Origin of the sequence: Providencia burhodogranariea DSM 19968, assembly GCF_000314855.2 — a bacterium.
Taxonomy (GTDB): domain Bacteria; phylum Pseudomonadota; class Gammaproteobacteria; order Enterobacterales; family Enterobacteriaceae; genus Providencia; species Providencia burhodogranariea.
The window spans coordinates 707,003-729,342 of the sequence record NZ_KB233223.1; the positions used below are offsets into that span (position 1 = coordinate 707,003).

Annotated in this window: 12 protein-coding genes; 5 read left to right on the top strand and 7 right to left on the bottom strand. The window is 38.3% G+C overall.

Going from position 1 to position 22,340, the window contains the following annotated elements:
- Positions 1 to 19: 19 nt before the first annotated feature.
- Complete coding sequence (gene queF / locus OOA_RS13800) at positions 20 to 865, bottom strand: NADPH-dependent 7-cyano-7-deazaguanine reductase QueF (RefSeq protein ID WP_008912770.1); 846 nt, start codon at positions 863 to 865, stop codon at positions 20 to 22.
- Between the two features lie 353 nt (positions 866 to 1,218).
- On the opposite strand from queF, the gene syd reads away from it, so the two are divergent.
- Positions 1,219 to 1,779, top strand: coding sequence for a SecY-interacting protein (gene syd / locus OOA_RS13805; RefSeq protein ID WP_040691506.1), 561 nt, complete (start codon positions 1,219 to 1,221; stop codon positions 1,777 to 1,779).
- Positions 1,780 to 2,191: 412 nt separating this feature from the next.
- Here syd and OOA_RS13810 read toward each other — a convergent pair whose 3' ends face one another.
- Positions 2,192 to 3,094, bottom strand: coding sequence for a VirK/YbjX family protein (locus tag OOA_RS13810; protein WP_008912772.1), 903 nt, complete (start codon positions 3,092 to 3,094; stop codon positions 2,192 to 2,194).
- 379 nt (positions 3,095 to 3,473) lie between these two features.
- Here OOA_RS13810 and OOA_RS13815 point away from each other — a divergent pair, with 379 nt between their 5' ends.
- Positions 3,474 to 12,605 (top strand): TcdA/TcdB pore-forming domain-containing protein, encoded by a 9,132-nt coding sequence (locus OOA_RS13815; protein WP_008912773.1) that lies wholly within the window; start codon positions 3,474 to 3,476, stop codon positions 12,603 to 12,605.
- 371 nt (positions 12,606 to 12,976) lie between these two features.
- Here OOA_RS13815 and OOA_RS13820 read toward each other — a convergent pair whose 3' ends face one another.
- The gene (locus OOA_RS13820; RefSeq protein WP_008912774.1) at positions 12,977 to 14,164 is read right to left on the bottom strand and encodes a hypothetical protein; all 1,188 of its coding nucleotides are present in this window, start codon (positions 14,162 to 14,164) and stop codon (positions 12,977 to 12,979) included.
- 564 nt (positions 14,165 to 14,728) lie between these two features.
- On the opposite strand from OOA_RS13820, the gene OOA_RS13825 reads away from it, so the two are divergent.
- The 3 genes from OOA_RS13825 to OOA_RS13835 all read left to right on the top strand — a co-directional run bounded on the left by OOA_RS13825 (position 14,729) and on the right by OOA_RS13835 (position 16,474).
- Positions 14,729 to 15,064, top strand: coding sequence for a YqcC family protein (locus OOA_RS13825; protein ID WP_008912775.1), 336 nt, complete (start codon positions 14,729 to 14,731; stop codon positions 15,062 to 15,064).
- 7 nt (positions 15,065 to 15,071) lie between these two features.
- Entirely contained in the window at positions 15,072 to 15,830 is a 759-nt protein-coding gene (gene truC / locus OOA_RS13830) for a tRNA pseudouridine(65) synthase TruC (protein ID WP_008912776.1), read from the top strand.
- Positions 15,831 to 16,021: 191 nt separating this feature from the next.
- The gene (locus OOA_RS13835) at positions 16,022 to 16,474 is read left to right on the top strand and encodes a flavodoxin (RefSeq protein WP_008912777.1); all 453 of its coding nucleotides are present in this window, start codon (positions 16,022 to 16,024) and stop codon (positions 16,472 to 16,474) included.
- Between the two features lie 68 nt (positions 16,475 to 16,542).
- On the opposite strand, the gene OOA_RS13840 is transcribed toward OOA_RS13835, so the two are convergent.
- The 4 genes from OOA_RS13840 to map all read right to left on the bottom strand — a co-directional run bounded on the left by OOA_RS13840 (position 16,543) and on the right by map (position 22,125).
- Positions 16,543 to 16,929 (bottom strand): DUF3461 family protein, encoded by a 387-nt coding sequence (locus tag OOA_RS13840; RefSeq protein WP_008912778.1) that lies wholly within the window; start codon positions 16,927 to 16,929, stop codon positions 16,543 to 16,545.
- 390 nt (positions 16,930 to 17,319) lie between these two features.
- The gene (dapD, locus tag OOA_RS13845; protein ID WP_008912779.1) at positions 17,320 to 18,144 is read right to left on the bottom strand and encodes a 2,3,4,5-tetrahydropyridine-2,6-dicarboxylate N-succinyltransferase; all 825 of its coding nucleotides are present in this window, start codon (positions 18,142 to 18,144) and stop codon (positions 17,320 to 17,322) included.
- Positions 18,145 to 18,247: 103 nt separating this feature from the next.
- Entirely contained in the window at positions 18,248 to 20,887 is a 2,640-nt protein-coding gene (gene glnD, locus OOA_RS13850; protein ID WP_008912780.1) for a bifunctional uridylyltransferase/uridylyl-removing protein GlnD, read from the bottom strand.
- 440 nt (positions 20,888 to 21,327) lie between these two features.
- On the bottom strand, positions 21,328 to 22,125 hold the full coding sequence (gene map, locus OOA_RS13855) for a type I methionyl aminopeptidase (RefSeq protein ID WP_008912781.1): 798 nt from the start codon (positions 22,123 to 22,125) through the stop codon (positions 21,328 to 21,330).
- Positions 22,126 to 22,340: the final 215 nt, after the last annotated feature.

Below are 22,340 nucleotides of genomic sequence, written 5' to 3' on the forward strand. Positions count from 1 at the left end.
AATGTTTAATTTAAAGTATTTATTGCCGTGCTAAACGACCTATTTCAGGCATAAATTGTGTATTACTACGCCATGGATTGATATCAAGGCCTCCTCGGCGTGTATAACGTGCATAAACACTGAGTTGTTCAGGCTTGCACAACTGTGTTATGTCATTAAAAATACGCTCGACACATTGCTCATGAAACTCATTATGGTGACGGAAAGAGACTAAGTAACGCAGCAATGCCTCTTGATTAATTTTAGGGCCACGGTAACGAATTTGCACAGATCCCCAGTCAGGCTGGTTGGTAATTAAGCAATTTGATTTTAGCAAATGGCTGACGAGTATTTCTTCAACAACCTCACTCTCTGTACTCTCAACCAAGTAGTCACGACTAAATTCATACTGATTGATTTCAATATCTTGCTCATCAATACAAATACCTTGAAATTGACTAATGGCTTGTTGTGAAATTTCATCGAGTTTATGAAGTGTAACGCTAACTTTTCCATTAGCACAATGACAGAGGTCGTTTTGCAAAACGCTTCGCACATTTTCCCAAGTTTCAAACCTAGTTTGGTTAAAACTATTGAGGTACAGCTTGAAGCTTTTGGATTCGATTAAATTTTCGCTCTGTGCATCAACACTAACTAAGCCAATTGCAACCTGAGGAACACCTTTTTTATTGAGCCAAGAAAGCTCATATAGAGTCCAGATATCGGCGCCATGAAATGGAAGGTTGTCGGCATGAATATCTAATGGCTCCCTATTTAGGCTACGAGGAACTGCTTGAAGTAGATTGGGGTCATATTGGTAATGGTACGCAGTTTCTTTCCCTAAGGTTAAATTATCCAGAGCAGAGTTATTTTGATAGTGTGACATGTTGATCCTTAAACTTCATAAACAGAGACAGCGTGATGACGTAGGTTGGATAAAATGAGACCATTTCATTCATCTATTAACTTCTGTCATAATATCACTTATCAATAATATTGCCGTCATTTCAATTAAATCTCGGATCTGTTGATCTTTAATGGACGATTTTAGTTCAAAGTAAAAGCTTTTATTTAAGGCAAAAGTCATCAATATTAGAGCTTTCTAGCAGGATATATAGAACTCGAACTACATAAAGAATACAGTCTCTTTACCGAACCTGTGGGCAGCTTTTAGTTATAAATTGCTGCAAAAATAAACCTAAAAGGTCTACAGACCCTAATCTTAAAAATTAAATAATTATGAATATAACCGTCTCCGAAGCACTTACTCATTTTACCCAACAATATGTGACACAATGGATGGAGCAGACCGGATTGCCACCAGCTTCTGTTGAGCTTTATGGCATTCCATCACCCTGTATTACTCGTACGGGGGAAAGTTGGGTTTACTGGGAACCTCAGGTTTTTCCTTTTAAAGATAAAAGCCTCGATAAAGTTGCTACTGCATTAGATATTGAATTACAACCAATGATTCACCATTTCTATACCACTCAGCTTGCTGGTGATATGAAAGCTCAATTTCAAGAGCATACATTGAGTTTAATACAGGTATGGAACGAGGATGATTTTATTCGTTTACAAGAAAATTTAATTGGTCATTTAGTCACACAAAAACGCCTGAAATTATCACCAACCTTATTTATTGCGACCTTAAACTCTGATTTAGAAATGATTTCTCTGTGTAATTTAACGGGAGAAATCATTATAGAAAAATTTGGAAGCAAAGAAAGACGAGTAGTTTCACCTGACCTTGTTAGCTTTATTCAACAACTAAATCCAGTGATAGAACCTGTTGAGTAAGACATCATAGATAGAGATTGTAGGATATAACGTACAAAGTAGTTAAGTAATGGTCCTGGTTTTTTTATCTATATTCAAATGAGAATTATTTAATATTTAATTTCATGTGGTTACTATCAATATATAAAAGCTAATACTTTTAATATTCTATTAGTTCGTTTTGTTAGGTTGTCTCATTAGTGTTTTTAATACATTCTTACATGGCTGAACAGGGGGTATCTGTTTAGCTTTTCAATTAATAAAACAGGGTCATGGATGGCTAAGTGATGCATGTAGCCCACTAAACTGTTTATAGATGACAGGATGTCAAACGGCAGGATGTCGTTTTGCAGGATGCAGCAATACTGTTTAAAACATGAGATATGCCAGTCAACCTTACTGTTGACTGGCTTTTTTTTAGTTAATTATTTGCTTATACTTCGTTGTTTATAGTGACAGTATTTTGAGCAAGAGAATTTAAAATACTTTGCTGCATTGCATCTCTTAGTGCTTCACGTTTACGGAATGCGGAACGATGTTGGCTTTTAACTAGCTCAATATCACGAACAGGCTCATTTAATGGTAAGTGATACCAACCATCGGGTATGAGAGTCGCATTACATTCTTGCCAAAAGTTATCATAACTGGATTTTAAATGTTGGCGCTTTATATGGCTATTATTAGATATTCCCATAATTGATGTACATTTGAAAAACGCAGCAACTGCATAAATGGAAGACATCAATAAATTTTTAGGTCTCATGCCATGCATTTGTTTGGTGATAGATTTAACTTGTTCAGTACTTTGCTCTGTTGAAGGCCCTTGCAAAGAACAGATATAAAGTTGACCTTCTGTGCCAAATGAAAAACTCATCAAATAAATGTCATCACCCGTTTCATTGAACAAGTGCAATGTCAGATCACCTTCACGTGGATATTGTGAATAGATTAATTTTAAATGTGCAAAATCACCCGATTTTAGCTCTATATCTGCAACTCCAAGCCCTTTACGCTCCTTTGAAAACATAGCGCTGATGGCATCAGCAGAAAAAGTATTTTCGATTAAAGCTAAGGTATGAGTAACAGTAAAGAGTTTTTGTTTTCCACTCCAATCACGATGCAAATACTTATTCAATGGGCGTTCAGCAAAATCGGGGATATCGTTAAAAGCCCGAGCCATTTGTGCGCTTGTATAATTTTCACACATTATTTGAAATTGCTGATAGGGCTTAGCAGGCAGCTTAGCAATACGTACTTGCTGCTTTAGATGACTATAACTATTACGAATAGATTGCCAAATTTTATTCTGCTTGCGCCACTGTTTTAAGAATCCCATTAATACACCAACTTATTATTCTCAATATGAGCATTTAATTAAACATTTGATTATACGCCTTTTGATCACAAAAAATCATAAATAAGATTTAATTTAAGATGATTTTTTAAAGTAAAGAATCACTATTCTTTTAAGTAATCAATTTATGATGTGAATATATATGTTTTATTTTGTTACTGGTTTTTAATTGAAAAAGATAAGTAAAATTTATTTTTTATGTTTTGTTGTCATTTTGTTTGATGTTATTTTTTCGTTTTTTATCAATTAAATGTGATTTAATTTTGTCTTTTATTTTTTGTTTATGGATTAAATAGTCAAATTAATTTAATCTATTTTTATGGGGAAATGAGTTCGGGATAATTAAAGTTAAGGATACTTTATGGTAAATCTTCCTATTAAGGATGATACAAAGAAGCAATTTACTTTGGCTAATCAACAGGAACAGGCTTCAGATGAAAAACTCAACTTTCAGCTAATTAATGCATATTCTAGAGGAAATAAGCAAAGTAGTTGGCAAGCTCAGCGAGTTATACCAAATTTTAGTCGTGTATGGACTCGAGATAGCCTAGTACAGCATGCTGCAGTACCCAGAAAATTAAAAGGATCTTCTTATCAAGCCATATTGGCAATACTTGATGCACTACACAATAGTTCAGGAACGCAACAAATAGAGAATGCATTGATATTAAAAAATCAAATACGGCATTATCAAGAACACCATGCTAGCTCTGAGCGTAATCCAGCCCTAATAATATTAAATCAGCAAGTTGATAAGGAGTTATTCAGCTCACCTTTGAAGGATCAGGTAATAATTCTTAATGTCGCTCAGCAAAACCCACAATTGGCGAGCCAGATGTATCAATCCGTATTTAATGAAGCGCTAGGAACTCATACAACTCGCTCTGTTGATGTACCTGAGAATTTACATTTTATCTGGCAAGGAAAGTTTGGTGCTATCCAGCAGGATTATATTAACGCTTGGCATCAAACCAATCCAGATTATCGAATCAAAGTTTGGTATGACCCTCAAGCATTGCTGGTTCATGAACTACGTAAGCAAATAGAACAGTTTGCTCATCGTGGGCAGATGCTGAATGAAACAGGATATTTTGAACAGATCCTTCAACTGCAAAATAAAGCATATCGAGTTATTTCAACGGGAATAGGGCAGCAAGATAAGACATTTGATCAGGCAGCTACTGAGTTTATGATCAATCAACTAGGCAGTAAGAAGGACGTTCTTGAGCGCATCAGGAAAGATAATCAAGCTTCTTATGCTGCATTTGCTCAGAAGGCTCGCGGGTCGATACAGCTTGCTGATATCAATACTCTTAATCTGGGGGTGGTAGAAAGACAATATTATTATCAAGAATTGGCTTTGAGGCAGAACCTTGCTGCAGCTTCAGATATTGTTCGGCTTGAAGCTTTGTATCAGCAAGGTGGAATTTATATCGATGTAGATTTTTTGCCTGCGTTTAAGGATGACCTTTTCAGTCACTCTATAAACAAAGATATAGCAAGATTGGGGCGTCTTCCAAATGGTTCGGATACGGCTGTAATTAATTTAGTTAAAACGCAGCTGGTATTAGACCAGTTAGCAAATAATTTTCCTAGTCGCCAGCTGCGAGAACATACTGAATATTATCAGAATTATATTGCTAAATTTCGAGCGAGAAGCTCTGAGCATGCATCGTTAATTGATCGTATGAAGGATGAGATTCAGCAGCGCGGTCAAGTTTCTAGTAATTTTTTTCAACCATTAGCAGCGCAAAGGTTGTCTTCTCAAGGGATCCGAATTGCTGATATCAATGGTTTTTCTAATGCCGTTATTGTTTCACCAGCACGTAATTCAATACTGAAAGTTGCTTTAAAGCAATTCGCAAAAAATTATGAGTATTTGGAACAGGCTGGGCTTATTGATGTTAGTAAAATCAGTGAGATTGATGAGAAATCGTATCAATACATACTTGCAAGTGAAGAGCGAGATGAAATTAGCAGTGGCCATGGATATCGTAGCTTTTCAAATCAAGGCTTCAACTATCGTTTGGATGGTGTGCTCCCAAATAGTAGGGCGACTATCTATGTAACAGGACCTATTGCATTACATCAGGCTTTTGACCGTTTTAGCATCGACGTAATTCAGAACCCCATTGAACGTTCAAATGTGATTGATCTGCAATTTACCGAATTCAATCAATACACAGAAGAAGAAATTAAACACAGTTGGTTGGCGGACAATAACCTCAAAATCATCGATTTATTCAGTGATGTAATTGCTTCTGGTAAGTCATTATTTGGAAATATCTCACAAAATTCCAAACTGAAAGATATGGCTGATTCTTGGTCTGAACTATGTAAAGTATCCGGCTCACAGCTGGTGGGGCAGGTTTTGATTCTGCGTGAGCAACTACAAAATTATCTTTTAAAGTATCAGTATGATAATGCGATCAATACACAAAAAACATTTTTAGAATTACAAATATTAAATCAGCAGATTGATGAATCTCTTTTTGAACGACGGGAATTACCAGAATCTGAAATTATGCAGCTAGCAAAGAAACATCCGAAACAAGCTGCACGAATTTATCAATCTATATTTAATGAAGCACAGCTTCAAGGCGCACCAGTTATCTTGAGTGGCGGTGTAGTTGAACGTGGTTTTCATATTGTTATACAGCACCCAGAATGGTTCAATCGGCAAGATAAACGGGCATTGCTTGATTGTTTCTTGGCTCGCTTTACAGCTGAACGGCTTTTAAAGTTACCTGAAAGCATATTCACTAATATTACACGGCAGCAAGCAGAAAACTATTTTTCAAAAGTACTACCCGATACGCTGAACGATAATGAATTTTTGGCTTATCTCAAAATACATTCAGGAGTCTATCGGCAACTGTCGGCCTCAGTGGATGTTTCTCCTTTACTTTCACGGTACTCACAGTTTTCCTCAGCACAACGTAAACAAGTACCACCTGAAGCATTATTATCTCTCGCAACTAGACAGGCACAGTCATTTTTTAATGGGATGAATGATGATGATTTTATTGATTATGTGAAGCAACATCAGCCGTCTTATCAACATTTAGTTGAACATATTGGCTGGAATCCTTTATGGCCAAGGTCAACAAAATTTTCACTTGAGCAACAGATACAAGTACCACCTGAGGCATTACTGCTTATTGCACCTAAAGAATTAAAGATATTTTTTTCCGCACTAAGTACGGGGGATTTGATTGCTTATGTTAAGAAACACCGACGCTCCTACGGGAAGTTTGTCAAGAGATTAGGAAGTAATCCTTTACTATCTCATCTAGAGTCTTTTTCCACCGCGCAGAGAATTGATTTACCCACAGAAGCTTTACAGGGAATAACCTTTAAGCAAGCTCGCTTATTTTTCACAGGAATTGATTCTGATTTGATAACGGCGGCTTATCTCGAACAATATCAGCAAGGGGTGTCCACGTTAGATAGTCGAACTATCTTGACACTCTTGGCGGCAGTAATAAATAACCCTTCAAGAAAAACGTTGTTAATGACGATGGAAGCTATTCCTGCTGAAAGTCATCAGAGTGACAATCAGGTAAATGCTTTCGTATTGAATGCATTGTTAGGTCATGCAGTCCGGCTTAAGGATAAGGAGTTTGTAAAATTATTAATAGAACATACGCAAGCTGATGTGCAGTCACCATTAGTGATTCCGAATACCTCAAAGGCAATCGAAATACTGGTATCTGAATTACCATGGAGTATTAATGAAAGCCCATTGTTCCTCGCAATCAAAACGCAGCAGATTGATTTAGTGAAGTTGTTACTTGAGCACCAACCATTGTCAAATAATGATCGGTTTGAGTGGCTACGAGCTGCCATTAACAATCATGATAATGCAACTCTTAGGCTGTTATTGGATGCAGGTATTAATTCTAGTAGCAACAGAAAAATAGGGGGGCACGGCATGAGACAAACTGCGTTAACGGAGGCTGTTGGCAGTGGTGATATTACCCTAGTGAATACTCTTCTACGATATGGTGTACAAGATGAAGGCGGAGCATTGTTATTGGCAATAAGCCATAATGATATAGCCTTGGTTGAGCGATTCTTTGAGGTTTCGTTATACCAGCATTTAAGCAACAAAGAAAATATTGCATTGTACAAACAGGCTTCGGAGGATGCTAAATCTAAGCAAATTTTATTAGCAAAACGCTATAAAGACTCTGATGATATTTCTGAGAGGGCAATCATTAGAGATGCCTTTGAACGATCAAAAAATATCTCAGTTATTATCAGTGCACAGGAAAAGGGACTAAAAAGACAAATTAGTACGAAGGAATACGAGCTATTATATGCTGTTAAGCCGAAGCCGATAGATAATAATGTCTTGGATAGCATCGCTTCTTTTGATGAAAAATTGGTCAACTATTGGGATGAGCCACTGATTAGCCCCCAGAAAGAAGATCACCAAACCCGTTTTGATGGGCAACTAATTATTCAGCTTGAAAATGATGCAGTAGTAAGAGAATCAGCCATTCGGCTTGTTGGAAAACATCCTAAAACATCAGCATTAATTCAATTGGATCGACAAGGAAATTTTCGAGTTTGGCACCTCAATGACCAAGGAGGATGGGTAGACGGTTTCCCTGAAAAATTGACAACGAATGGATCTTTACGCTGGCAGATAGTAGGACATGGTCGTGGTAGTGATGAAATGGAACTTAGCCACCAAATGCTCGGAGGGCGAAGCGCTGAAACATTGCAAAAACAACTCATCGAGTTTAGTTCAGTCTTTGGTATTAGTACTTCTCCTGAACGTATAAGCTTAGTGGGTTGTTCTCTGGCTGGACAAGATCAGAAAAATAGCTATCTGCATCAGTTTGTATCATTTTTGACTAAGAATGATTTATACCCTTCTTCAGTTGCTGCCTATACTACTAAAGTTATGATCAATGAGGATAATCAAAAACGGTTAACTCAAATTGGCGAAAAAGTAACGATGAGTCGAGATAACGGGGAATGGGTTATAGAGAGAATACCTGGAAAAAATGACTCGTCAGTATCACAGCGCAAGCTGTTAGACGCATTGGATCAAGGTTTAGGTTTTGAGCTGGGAATGGCACAGCTATACCTAAAAAACCAATTATCTGATACAGAATGGCTTCCCGTATTTCAAACGTTAAAAGAAGATGCTTCACAAGAAGGTCTGTATTCGTTGGAATTTATCAATAAAGAGGACCCTACTGAATCGAAAATTTTAATTATTAATGACTCCCGTATTGCCAACTTTATCCATGGATATGATCGTCATCTCATCTCGTTAAAAACACATATTAATATGATGAAAGGGCGTGTTAGGCAGCGTTCAGGAACCGTTCCTGAAGCAACTGGGGTACATGGCTTAAATACAGCTTTTATTATTCAAACTTTATTTAATAAACACTCCCGTGATGGAATTGAAGATGATGCATTGCCAGAAAATCTGAGAACTGCACTGAAATTACACTCATATACCAATGGCGCTCAAATGGGATGGGGAACAGTAGAGGATACGTTTAGGTATGTTAGGTTATGGAAAGATCTATCTAATGAAAGCCAGTCATTAGGACGTACACTTAAAGTACTTTCACGAGCTAGCCCCGTTGGTGATCTGGGACTAAATTTACTCAGTATTGGGTTGAATGGTTATGAGTTGGCATATGCGCAGAATGATGCCCAACGGGCAGAGTATGGTACGCAGTTAGCTTTTGATTTAGCAGGTTTAGTTGATGTAGTCATCGGTTTAGGTGCAAATAGTATTGGTGCAACAACCGTAGCGGGCTTTGCAGGATCTCTAGGTGTGCCTTTAGCTGGACTGGGTATTGGAATTAGCGCTTTGGTACAGGGGACTCAGGTACATATTGAAAAAACCAAAGCAGTGGGTCGTTATTTTGCGCATTTAGATGAAGGCTACCAAAAAGGAGGGTACGATTTAGCCGAAGTCAAAGGGGAGGACGGTACGGTAGTAAAATTATGGAAAAATACGCCAGGAATAGTGATTAGTACTCTTGATTTACGCAACCATAAGTTGATTTTTGGGAATACTTGGATTTATAAGACCTACATATATGGCTTAGGCTCTGGTTACACGAACCATATTACATGGCTGACACCTAAGTCAGTGAATAAAGCGGGTAAACACAAAGTCTCGAATCCCAAAGAGAGAGTGATTAATATTAGGGAAGGGATTGGACACGCTGCGGCGATAGTTCCTTCAGTGCTTTCTAGCAATATTCCCTTAGTGTTGCCTGATACACCACAATATTATATGGATTATAGTTATGAGACGTTCCCTGGCTCCACTATACGTGATGACTGGGGTTTTGAGGTATTACGGCGCTTGGAACGTCGTTTTCGTGATAATAATGATAATTTTTCCTTCGATTTTTATAATTTCCCTTCAGAGCGAGCTATCAGCGAACTTTCATTTGAATATTTAGCAACGCCAGTAGTTGTTTTATTAGACGACATCCCACGCACGATTATCATGCCTTCGCTGTCTGAAGAAGCCAAAGGAAAAATGGCATACAGGTTACAGGGGGGCAATAGTACTTACTACATTAGTATACAAGAAGGTGCAGTACTTAAGTTAACTCAGGGAAGCAACGTGACTCAATGGGTGTTGGATATACGAACACTAGCTGATACAAAAAATCCACGGTTTGATTCGCATGGTCGTTTACAAATAGGTCAGGCTCACATTTCATTTTCTGATGATTTTCAGGGCAAGCTAAACTTGCTCAATGATGATGGTGTATTAGCCGTTGATGTGAAAAAGAAGACAATTACATTGGAAAAACTGAATGTTAATGCCAATCGCTTTAATAATTGGCAGGACTTGCATGAGCATCTAATACAAATTAGTAAAATAGACTCCCATCATCAACCATTTATCCCTGTGGAAGGTTATCGTACGCTCGATAGGCAGTGGGTGGGACGTGCTTTCTATGAGGTAGAACGCAGCCGCTTTATTTATACGAACGAGCCTGAAGAAGCCGAATTCCTGAGTGATATTCAGCTTGCAAAAGTAGAGGGTGACCAAGCATGGTTTTATCGTGATGATAAAATTTGGCTGGTGGATATTACTACTGGTAATGTTTTATTAGAGTATTTGCCATTAAATCGTTCAATGGGGCGCGCTTTTATTAAAGCTATTGCAGATAAACCCAGTGTTGCAATTATTCCCACTAAAAGCCGTGTGATCATAGGCAGCAACGATACTTTATATTTTATCGTAGAGTATCAGTATGATTCTGGCCCGGTTAGTTATGTCTGGCAGCTGACGAAGCAAGCCCAGCAACTGATAGCAATAACAGGTGACGAAAAAGATATACAAGAAATATTGTTATTGGTGGCTAAAGATGACAGATATGCATCGTTAGCACAATTCAGCTCAGAACTGACTATACCTGCAACTGGAGGTGAACAAATTCACCTACTTGGCCGCCGAAATAATGTTAATTACCATTTATGGGCTAAAAAATCGGAAGAGACAGGGAATTACCAAGCTTTTCTACGTATGAACCTCACTGATGCACCTGAAGATATTCAACAAGTCTCCGTGGTTGATAGAAATAAGACCCGTTACTATTTTTATAGTCCCCAGCTAAAAAAACTTTATTTTCAACCTGATAATGGAATAACCGTCAAAGACGATTCAATGGCTCATGAAATAAAATCTTCCATCCAGATTTTATTTTTGTTACAGGGGCAATTAATAGCGCAAAGCGAAGATGGGATCCTTTGGGAAATAGGGATACAAGATAAACTTAACCTAATGGGAGTGACGATAGACTGGTTACTCAAACATCGGCAGGATCTAATAACAGCGTTACGTGAGTTAGCGGAGAGAGAGGATACATTACCCGCCATACGAGTGCAGGGGCTAACCGATACAGAAAACAAGGTCATTATGACTTGGTATGATGTAGCCGCAGAAGAAATAATACAAGGTGGTGCGGGTATTGATGTTACCCATGATATCCATTATCTAGGGCTATCTTCTGATGGTGATCAGGCATGGTTGTATGATAACACTAGTGGGCAGTTATATCGTCAACCTCTTTTACAGGAGAATCTGTTGACGGTAACCGAGCTGGGGCAAAGTTTGGTAGAAATTCCGCCATCAGAATGTTGGTTAGCAGAGCCATATCGTAGTGTCGTATCCGTAGGTGATAAACTTCGATTGACGACGGAGCAAGGCGCTATTTTTTTGTTAGAAAAATCTGCGAGCCCACATGATCAACCGCTATTGATTGCATGGCAAGTGACAGCAGCGACGTCAGAAATAGAGCTTGCCGCTGCGGTTGAAAGATTAAGGGGCAACGTCATACTTGCTCCAGCAATTCGTTGGCTTTCTGAAAAAGGGCAAGCCCCAGCCTGGTATCTAACTGAACAAAAAATACTTTTGCATGCTGAAAATTTGAATGCGGATCATGACTTACGCTATTTGGGGCAAGCTGCGGGAAATATGGGGAGTTACATTCATGATCAGTTTACCGGAGAACTTTGGCAAATTAGTGGTTCTAGGTTACCAATCTCCGTTGGTAGCTACCGTTTTATTTTAATTAATGAAAACTTCCCCTTCAAGGGAGAGTTAGTTCTGCAATATGCATTATCTGACCAAGTATTAAACCGTAAGCTACCGTTATTAGAGGAAACAGATCGTTTAGCGATTACTAATCATGCTGATGGGGCACATTATTTGTTTGATATTGCAATACTCAACCATTATGAGCAAATTATTCTTGATGATCGAGGTAAGCAGTCCGTTATCTTACTTCCAGATCACGGTGAAGATGGTTTTAAGGTCCGACTTCATGGTCAAGACTTGGTATGGCATGTGCCCCAATCAAAGAGCCAGCTGTGGGTAGTCGGTATTGAGCAGGCTGGAGAAAGTGGAATGATGTTCAAAATCGGTGATATACCTGAATTACCTGCAAAACAGTTATTACAAAGTATGTCTCGTTTACAAGCCGTCGGCTCGGCTGATGATGACTGGTTTAAGCTGTCTTTTGCAGAAGGTCACTACCAGCTGAATGAAGTCGAATTGGGTCATATTATGAACCAGTACCAAGAAATGGTCGGTACTGATGCTGATAATAACTATCGTGTAGGAGAGCATTTCAGCCACTCGGTCATCACCGATTCTGGTGGCGAGCGCGATACTCTGTCACTGGAATATGAAAAGATCAAACCTAGTCAGCTAATGCTACAACGGCAAGGAGATGACTTAGAAATCGCAGTTATAGGTTCAGGTAGGGTTACAATTAAAAATCAGTTTAAACAAGGTGAGCATTCGGCAATTGAAACATTGAAGCTGAACAGTGAAGAACAACGGTGGCAGTATTCGCTCACTGATGCAATGTCTTCCTTTAATACTGGTGAGATATTTGGGCTGTCGACTACAGGCTCGTTGCTTTCTAAGCACAATCTGAAGATGCCTATTTGTAATATCCACGGTTGCCATAACAATAATCTTTAAATAAGTGAACTGGCTGCTGTACTTAATCTTAATTTGGCTTAAGTGATTTTGAGTATATGAAGAGATAACTGGTTTTCATACTTAAAGTGACTCGTTGTTGATTACCTTAATTTGCCCTAGTTTCATATTTATGTATGCCCCTAGGGCATTTATTTATTTGTCGCTTTCTTACAATACGCGTTATTTCAAGTAGACAGATACTTGTAAGGTAACAACGAGGATCAGTTTTGTTGAACAGATTTATTTTACATAAAATCATATTATTAGTAGCTGCTCTCCATCAAAAACAGTAAGGCATTAACGAGTAACCGCCAAGTATGAATACTCTATCGTCTAATGAATGCATATTTATTGTATACGTTAGATTATTTCTAAATATTGCGAGCCATTGCAAGTTGCTCATCACTACATAGCTGTATCCAATATTTAAGTGTTTGTTGGATCATTTTAACTTGATCGCCAATGCGGTTAATTTCTTCAATTTCATCTTCAGTTAAGTCACGAGGAGGGAAATCATTAAACATTGTGTCCAAATAGCTATAATCGATCCCGTATCCAGGAAAGCTCCACCAAACTTGTCCTGCGCCTACACCATCTGCACCATTTCCTTGCCACGGTTTTACCCCTGGTGTTTCTGCAACAATCCAATCAACCATACTGCCATCAATACCCGCAATCTCTTTAATGGTGGCTAAATCTGATGTTAATATTTTTGTGAATTCTTCGGTAGTAATCTCTCCTTTAGAGCTCAATACACTGATTATCGATAATTTAAAAAATGGGCTTACATCTTTGCTTGGTCCTGTTATCGGAGGCAGGTCTTTGTTTGCAGAACCATTAAATCCATCCATAAAACCATCTGGATTTGTCCAAAAAGTATCAGCAAATGATTTTTGATATGCATAGAATTCGCTTTTGTAATTTGTTTCTATTTCATTAGCAACTTTAAATGCCAGTGAGTTTTTATCATCTTTCAACGCAAGCTGATAGATGTCCATCATGAATTTACCGAGATCTTTAGGAGTCACTTGGCTCATAGGGCCATGGGTGCCAGAACCTGCATCCTCAAGAAAGTATCCCGCTAACTTTTTCATGTCATCTGGCAATACACCGCGCAACATCATATCCATAACTATGATTTGTACGAGGTCTTCAAATTTAGTACTTGAAACGCCTTCTTTAAAGATACTTTCAGCCATCATCTCTAACATGGGGTTAAGTACAGATTTACCCCCTACAGTCCATGCATAGATAGACTCCAGCTGAAGAGCATATTGATCGATACTGTCCTTAAGAAGCAGGGTAATCGCATCTTCAGGGTTAGCATTTTGACTGATCATTTGAACGGTGATTTGTTTTTGATGGGTAGCTACCGCCAAAAGTGTTTCAAGTGAACTATTAGCTTTATCTGAATGAATGCCATTAGTCAGCATTTTATCTATATTAGTAGCCGAGTTTTTCAATGCATTGAATGGTTTTTCAGCTTCTTTTTCCGTTGTTGGAGTATTGTAACTGGTATAGGTGCTTGAGAATGGCGTGTAAATATTGCTTATTGGCATTTATTTGATTTATCCTCTTTTATGGTGTTTTAATTTAAGATTATAATTTTAAATTAAGTGGTGTTTCTGTTTAAAATAAAAGTCAATTAAATTGATGCATAGTTTTTAGAAAACGCCTAAGCGCTATAAAAATAATAAGAGATTAAATAATGTTAATTTTTTTAGATAAATAATCGAAGTGATTTAATCTGATTTAATTTGAATCATTGTGAAAAATTCAAAATGATTCTATATTTATCATTGAGATACATTCAAAAATCGTCAGAATTTTATATTTTTAATATCTGAAAATGTTCATAAATTTTATCTTGACCCTACATCAGGTTGTCTCTGTTTTAGTATGCAAGTTCAGTTTCGTCTTAATTATATATTCAATCATTTAACTCTTTCTTTAATGAGGATTAACTTGCTTAAGAGTTGGTGAGGAGCTGAGCTGTTTTGAGTATGTTTAGCTTAAGTCTTGAAGGCTTAATAATTTTTGATTGTGTTACTCCCCATCTTTACGACAGAATTAACCCAGAATATGCCGTATATTCGAGCCAATTTTATTAAGTGAGTTTTAGTATGAATATTGAACAACGCATAATTGAAAAACTTCGTCATATTGAAGATGAAATGAGAGCGAAAGCATTATGGAATGAATTAGCACCCAGTCCAGAAGCTTTTGAAAGCACCGAACCTTTTTCGCTCGATACCATGGAAGCAGTAGAGTGGCTACAATGGATTTTAATTCCGCGTTTGTATGAGCTTATTGAGAACGATGCTGTTTTACCGGGTGCTTTTGCTATCGCACCATATTTTGAAGAAACCTACAAGAACGATGATGAAGAGCAATATCGTTTATTGTTAGTTCATTTACGTGAGTTAGATGATTTTTTTAGCACTCAATCTACTAGGTAACTCATTGATGTTAGATATTATTTATCAAGATGACTATCTCGTGGCTGTAAATAAGCCTGCGGGAATGTTAGTACATCGTAGTTGGCTCGACAGCAAAGAAACCGTATTTGTGATGCAAACATTACGCGACCAGATAGGTAAGTTTGTTTATCCAATCCATCGTCTTGATAGACCAACATCCGGTATTTTGTTGTTTGCTTTATCAAGTGATGTCGCAAGGTTACTTGCTGCTCAATTTGAAAATCATCAAGTCGAAAAAACCTATCATGCGGTCGTGAGAGGCTATGTGGAAGAAACGCAAACTATTGATTATCCACTGCTTGAGGAATTGGATAAAATTGCGGACAAACATGCAACACGCGAACCAGTACTGCAAGAATGTGTCACCCATTGCAAACCTATTGCACAAGTTGAATGCGATGTTGCGATCGGTCGTTACCCAACCGCGCGTTTTAGTCTATTAGAACTTAAGCCAGAAACTGGGCGTAAGCACCAGCTAAGACGTCACATGTCACATATTCGTCATCCCATTATCGGTGATAGCAAACATGGGGATTTACGTCAAAACCGTGGAGTCAGCCAAAATTTTGGGGTTTCACGGCTTATGCTACATGCAAGCCAACTCATTTTAAGCCATCCAATAACTGGAGAGAGATTGTCACTTGTTGCTAAATGGGATGAGCCATGGCAGAAAATAATTAACCAATTTGATTGGCAAAAAATAGCATATGGACTGGATATTGATGTGATGAGTTCAGCACTATAAATAACGGGTTAAACTTAATAGAAGTCACATAGTATATGTTTTTGATATACCTTAAATAATTTAAATTGCAGCTAGGCGAAAAAGGTATGAGTATAACCAGCAAAACTGCAACTTTAAGTATGACAGGTATAGAGTTTTTTACTGAGTTCATCGAGCAACTTAAATTATTTTGTCCATAAATGGGGGAGTTCATGTCAAAAATTGGTGTTTTTGTTGGTACAGTCTATGGAAATTCGTTGGCTGTAGCTGAATCAGCTCAGGATATTTTGGCTCAATTAGGCTACGAAGTGGCTATTTTTGATGAGCCGACACTCAGTGATTGGCAGCAATATAATAATGGTGAAGATATTGCATTAATTATTACGTCATCAACAGGACAAGGTGATTTTCCCGATACAATAGCGCCACTTTTTTTTGAGATTCAAGATGTGGTGGGATATCAGCCAGAACTTCGTTATGGTTTGATAGCGCTAGGTGACAGTAGCTATGATAATTTTTGCCATGCAGGAAAGCGCTTCGATGAATTATTGGCTGAGCAATCAGCGACTCGTATTGGTGATATTCTATTCATTGATGCGATGGAGGAAGGTGTACCTGAAGAATTTGCAAAGCCTTGGATCCAATCTTGGGCTGAATTGCTATAAATTTCTGCACCGTGAAACCAATTCGCGGTGCAGCAATAAGATTTGAGCCTGGTCTGAACGCATTGGAATTACTTGCGAGTCAGTTTTTCGAGATCAGCTTCTATTTCTGCAATTTTATTGGAAACTACATGCTCAAGATGGCGAAGGTCATCTAAAATCTTATTTTTCAAATCAATATCTGCGTGATCACTTTGGCAAATTTGATCTAGTTCTTCAATCGCATAGCGCAAGTTTGAGTTGATTTCATTAATTTCTTTAAAATTATTGCTACCATCTGCCGCAGCCACGGTTTTACGCTGGCGTGGGTATTTAAATTTAACGCTTTTAGCGAAAAATTCGCCTTTATCTTTACGAAAATAGATCTTTAAAATATCGTTATTCGCTTCTTGGCGCAGCGTATAACGATCAATATCTTGTGGATTGCTAATACCTAAACTTTTCAGATTATCGTACATGTTTACTCACCTAGTTGTATTGTAGGGAATCAAATATAGCCGTTATAGTTCGAGAAGTAGCCACTCGAATTATTTTTGAGAGAAAAAACCGTATAGAGCGAAAACTAAAATAATGCTGATTCATTCTAGATTATCGACCAGAGTGATGGTGATATTATGCGCGAAACGAGGAAATTGACAAACTCTCTTAATCAGAAAAGCAGTTTATATTTTCGATACTGAGTACAACAGCGTTGTAAATTTGACTTACGAACCCTAGTTACATACTTTTGTATGCTTCTAGGGGTTCGCTCATTTGCCACTTAGCTTCAACTCAAATATTTTGAATATCTGCTTGATTGGGCTGGATAGAGAATGCGTTAATACTCCCTAGCCATCATGGGGATAGGTTTAATCAATGCTTCTTAATAATTCATTGATGCCTACCTTACCACGTGTTTTTTCATCTACTTTCTTGACGATTACTGCGCAATAAAGGCTATAGCTACCATCTTTAGATGGAAGGTTACCGGAAACCACAACTGAACCCGCAGGGACACGGCCATAGTGAACTTCGCCTGTTTCTCTATCATAAATTTTCGTGCTTTGGCCAATATATACGCCCATTGAAATGACGGAACCTTCTTCAACAATAACGCCTTCAACAACTTCTGAACGAGCGCCAATAAAGCAATTATCTTCAATAATCGTTGGATTAGCTTGTAGTGGTTCGAGTACACCACCAATTCCTACACCACCAGATAAGTGAACATTTTTACCAATTTGTGCACAAGAACCGACGGTTGCCCAAGTATCTACCATGGTTCCTTCATCAACATAGGCGCCGATATTGACGTATGAAGGCATTAGTACGCTATTTTTAGCAATATAAGCACCTTGGCGAACGGCTGCTGGTGGAACAACTCGGATACCTTCACGTTCAAAACGGGCTTGGTCATAATCGTTAAATTTCATCGGTACTTTGTCAAAATAACGGCTTTCTGCGCCATCAATCACTTGATTGTCATGAATGCGAAATGAAAGTAATACGGCTTTTTTTAACCATTGATGAGTAACCCAAACGCCGGCGATTTTTTCTGCAACACGTAATTTTCCGCTATCGAGTAGGGCAATAGTCTCGGTGACTGCTTGATGAACTGCTGGCGATACGGTTGATGGTGTAATTGAGGCTCTATCTTCAAAGGCCTGTTCAATAACTGCTTGTAAATGCTGCATTGCTTGTTTTTCCCTTTCTTTAATAATGAGTAATAATCGTGCTTAATTATATTGATCATAATTAATAAACTGCTGCAAAAATAAGTTGATAAGCCAGCAGTCTCTATATTTTATCCTTCGAATTGAGGGTTTCTGTCAACCTTTCTGATAACTCTAATTGAATATTTTTATCGAGTGCCTTGTGATTTTTATCTGCTAAAACGAAGAAATCTTCAACTTTCTCACCAATAGTGGTGATCCTAGCACCATATAACGATATTTCCATCTGAGCGAGAATGTGCCCAATTCTCGCGAGTAAGCCGGGTTGATCGAGTGCAAATAATTCCATATAAGTTCGACGTTCATTGGTGGAATGTAAAAAGTTTACTTTAGTTGGTACCGTAAAATGGCGTAACTTAGAAGGCAGTGTTCGCTGTTTTGGTAGCGGGATCGCCGGTTGCTGCACTGCATGTAACAGTGTTTTACGGATCTGCTCATATCTATCTTTGGATAATGGCGTTCCGTTAGGTTCTAAGACGACGAAAGTATCCATGGCCATGTTATCTTTATTCGTAAAAATTTGGGCGCTATGAATGCTGAGGTTACGTCTATCAAGCTCACCGGCAACGGCAGCAAAGAGATGAGGCTTATCGGGGCACCAAATGAAAATTTCAGTTCCACCATGCTTGGGCTGGGTGCTAATCAACACCAAAGGTTGTTCGAGGTTATGCTGTAATAAATTACTGGCATGCCAAGCGAGCTGTGATGGAGTATGACGTAGAAAATAATTGGCATGGCAGCGAGACCATAATTGATTAAGTTTTTGCTCATCAACTGCCGATTGGCGCAATAACGATAATGCTTGGTGACGATGATGGCGGATCCGCTCTCTTAAATCTGGGGTACTTTGCATTCCTTGATTTAATTGATGCTCAGTCGATAGGAAAAGCTCCCTAATTAAGCTCTGCTTCCAGCTATTCCATAAGGTATTATTGGTTGCACAGATATCTGCGACGGTAAGGCATAGCAAATAATTTAGTCGGGGAACTGTTTTGACTTCGAGGGCAAATTGTTTGATGACATCGGGATCTTGAATATCTCTTCGCTGTGCTGTGACTGACATCAATAGATGAATTTTAACTAACCAAGACGCTAATTCAGCTTCTTTGGTGGGAATATTATGTTGTAAGGCAAATTCATATACGAACTCTGCACCTAAATCCGAATGATCGCCTGAACGCCCTTTGGCAATGTCGTGAAACAAAGCTGCGAGCCGTAAGGTTTCAGGGTGTAACAGTTTAGGGTAAACACTGACACATAGGGGATGATCACGGCGATTTTCTTCATGTGTAAAGCTATCAATTTTTTGTAGTACCCGAATGGTATGCTCATCCACCGTGTAAGCATGGAAGAGATCAAACTGCATTTGGCCAACAATATTGCTCCAAAGAGGCGTATAAGCACTCAATACACTGTGTAAATGCATTGGGACGAATGCACCTTTAATTGCTCTTGGATGACGTAATATTTTAACAAATAACTGCCTTGCTTCTGCTAATTCACATAAAGGTACCGCAAGATTACGTCTTGCAAAACGTAGCTGACGCAATGTTGTCGAGTAGATCCCTGTGATGTTGGGATAGCGAGCCATCAAATAAAACATTTTTAGGATTGCTGCTGGCTCTTTGATAAATAGCATGTCATCAATTACGTCAATTAATGTTCCGCGTAACTGAAATTGCTCATCAAGCTGTCGTGGTTTTTCATCAGGATTGAGTGCTAGAATTGCGTCATCAAATAACTGCAATAGCATTTGATTTAGCTCTCTTACACGTCGAGTCACACGATAAAAGTCTTTCATCATGCGTTCAACAGGCTGGTTTTTCTCTCCGTCATAACCGAGTAAGCGAGCGACGCTAAATTGGCGATCAAATAACAAACGATTATCATAACGTTTGACAACTAAATGTAGGGCAAAACGGATTTTCCACAAGAAGGAGAGACATTCTTTAAGCTCTTGGTGTTCTTCTTTGGTTAAAAAACCGAATCCAACCATCTCATCAACAGTTGTTGCACCAAAATGCCGTCGGCCAACCCACAATAAAGTATGGATATCACGCAGGCCGCCAGGACTACTTTTTATATCAGGTTCTAAGTTATAGCTTGTGCTGTGATAGCGTTGATGACGCTCTTGTTGCTCATCAATTTTTGCAGCAAAAAAATTAGCAGAAGGCCAGAAATTATCGCTAAAAATAGTTTTTTGTAACCGTAGGAACAGGGCAATATCACCACAAATCAGCCGCGACTCAATCAAATTGGTCGCGACAGTTAGATCAGCAATACCCGCTTCAATACACTCTTGTAGAGAACGAACACTATGACCAATGTCAAATTTTAAATCCCATAATAAAGTGATGAATTGACCTATGCTTGCTGCAATTTCTTCGGTGAGAGGTTCAGCGCTAAGCACTAGGATATCGATATCAGACAGCGGGTGAAGCTCATGACGACCATAACCACCCACAGCGATTAACGACATATTAGGTTGCTGATCAAATTGATATTCTCGCCATAAACGAGTGAGTAGGGTATCAAGATAATCACTACGGGCATGCACGAGGTCGATAACCGATTTCCCTTGCATAAATGAATCTTCTAACCAATGGTGGAATGATTCGACATGTTGTTTAAGCGTGCATAATTTGAGGTCAGAAGACTGAAATAAATGGGGTGATAGAAATGTCATAGGGGATGATGATGTCATATTATTTTTCCGCGTCGATACCCTTCATATGCCAAGCCATAGCGTTGTCGCTTTTATTCAACGACATCAAACTGATGTTTATTGAATAGTTTCATTTACGGTTTGGCTGTAACTCAAATTATTCTGGGTGTATTTGTCATACTTCGAGCCATAACATTTGTGATGAACATAGTACTGTACTTATTCAGCCTAGTCATGCCGTTATCGATATACCGAATAATTTGATTATTTGATAAATCGCTAAAACTAATACAATCAAATTGATTGGAATGTAAATGAATTTATTATTATTGGATTTGAATTTAATTAAGCAAAGAGGAAGAGTAAACGTAAGGTTTGAGGTAATGCATTGAAATTTAATTTGTTATTTTAAAAGTGACATATCGCGCTAAATATAATGATGCAATAAAACGTGACATGTCACACTGAATATATTTTTATTATTGGTTCACTAAAATAGCGGAAATAGACGGTTCTTCTTCTTTACGTAGCGTCATTATTTCACAACCGTTATCAGTGACAACGAGCGTGTGCTCGTATTGCGCTGACCAGCTTCTATCTTTGGTTTTCACCGTCCATCCATCATTCATGGTACGGATGCGGAAATCACCAACGTTAACCATCGGCTCAATCGTAAATGCCATACCTTTTTGTAAAACAACACCACTATCATCAGCATCATAATGAAGAACTTGTGGCTCCTCATGAAAACCTTCACCAATTCCGTGACCACAGTATTCACGAACCACAGAGAAATCATTTTTCTCTACAAATTCTTGGATAGCTTTACCTAATGTACGTAGACGAATCCCCGGCTTCACCAGTCGCAATGCTAAATAAAGACTTTCTTGAGTGATTTTACACAGGCGCTCACCTTGAATTGTTGATTTACCAACAATGAACATGGTGGAAGTATCGCCATGAAAACCATCTTTAATTACAGTTACATCGATATTAACAACATCACCATCTTTAAGAATTTTATCGTCACTAGGAATACCGTGGCAGATAACATCATTGACCGAAATACAGACAGATTTCGGGAATCCATGGTAATTTAAACAAGCAGGTATAGCTTGTTGTGTTTCAACGATATGTTGATGGCAAATTCGGTCAAGCTCGCCAGTACTGACGCCGGGTTTAACATGTGGAGCAATAATTTCTAATACTTCGGCTGCTAGGCGACCAGCAACACGCATTTTCTGAATATCTTCTTCAGTTTTGATAATAATAGCCATAAATATAGTCCATTTATGCAGCAACTATTGTGCGGCAAAAGTAAAAAGGGTTCAATAAGAGAGCAATCAAGCTTTCTACTCAACATTTCTGGTGATTATGGTATCAGCCACAGCATTTTCTGCCAACAAATGAACAATAATACTTACTGGTTGATAAAGTACCTTAAAGGATACGCCCGTCAGTCACTAGGCCTTGTTCATTTTGAGCCTTTCAC